The following is a 1,205-nucleotide window of genomic DNA, read 5'->3' as shown; positions in this document are numbered from 1 at the left end:
CGGGCATTGCAGCGCGGGATCGCCACTTAGCGTCCCGCTCGCAAAGCACGCGCCAGCTTCAAGACAGCGCCAGACCTGACACCACATGGTAGCTACAAAATGTGCGAAAAATTCTGGACACTACCGAGAGGCGCGCTGCACTTTCATGCAGCCGTTCCTACGGAGGCGTAAGCGCAGTTTATCTGCGCGGTTAAACGCCGAAGTGAGCGTGCCTTAAACTTTGAGAATGTATATTCTCAAAGTTAATCTGCTCTAGAGCATCTACACTTTTTCAAAGTTAAAATGCTCTAACTGGAAGCGTCTTTCAGCGGCCTGTCTTTCAGGCTGTCCATATCCGCGGCCATCTTGTCTTTGAGGGCCTTGGCCCGATCCGTATCCAGCATGATCATATCAACCTGGCGTGTGTGGATAAGCAGATAGCCGAGCAGACGGGTACGCATCAGGGTTTCGGCAGCATCATAGCCTTCGGCCACGGCAAACACCGAGTCGTCCTTCACGTCCGCGCGAAAGCCGTGATGCTCCAGAAGATCCGCCACCATGCGGGCGCGCAACTGCCGCCGTTTGCGATCGGCAGCCCCGCCCTTGAACTGGAAGCTCACGAAATTTTCGTGGCTTTCCTCACCCGCCAGAGATTCCACCGTGCAGAAATGGTAGCCGTAACGGGCCTGCAATACCATGTAATTATCAGATATAATAAAGAAATTTTTGTTTGCCATAGAATTTGGCGCCGTGCTTTCAAGCTCCGGATTCATGGCACTTTCAAGCATGACAGTCATGAAACCCGAAGCGCTGGTGGCCGGAGGCCCTGCCCACGGCACCGCCACCATGCCGTCCCAGAGGGCAAGCATGGGCGCACTGGCAATGAGATCCAGATCCACCACAGGCCCGGGGACTCGGCGACTGAAACCGCCACCCATGTCCACAATCCAGTATTGCAGCTTGGCCCCGGCGCGCAACTGCTTGCCCATGCGTCTGTTGACGCCCGCTTCCTCTTCTTCAAACATGAGGCGAACGGATTTTTCATGGCAGAAACGGGTGATGTCGTGCAGGGTGCGGCACTGCGCGGGCACAAATTCCGGCGCGTCCGGGTGCAGCAGGTTGAGGGGAACCATAAGCTGACTCATGGCCTGAAGGCGCTGATGCACCGGGCTGCCGGCCATGAGGTTGGGCGGCTCCGCCTCGCTGGATACAAGCTGTGGTTGCCG

Annotated in this window: 1 pseudogene; it reads right to left on the bottom strand. The window is 56.8% G+C overall.

The features are described 5' to 3' along the window. Window positions 1-287 precede the first annotated feature (287 nt). A pseudogene (locus V6C07_RS03260) lies at window positions 288-1,205 on the bottom strand (PEP/pyruvate-binding domain-containing protein); the annotation flags it as partial.

This window comes from Desulfovibrio sp. 1214_IL3152 (assembly GCF_036763055.1).
In the GTDB taxonomy this organism is placed as follows: Bacteria; Desulfobacterota; Desulfovibrionia; order Desulfovibrionales; family Desulfovibrionaceae; genus Desulfovibrio.
This window is presented reverse-complemented; position numbering and strand designations above follow the sequence as displayed.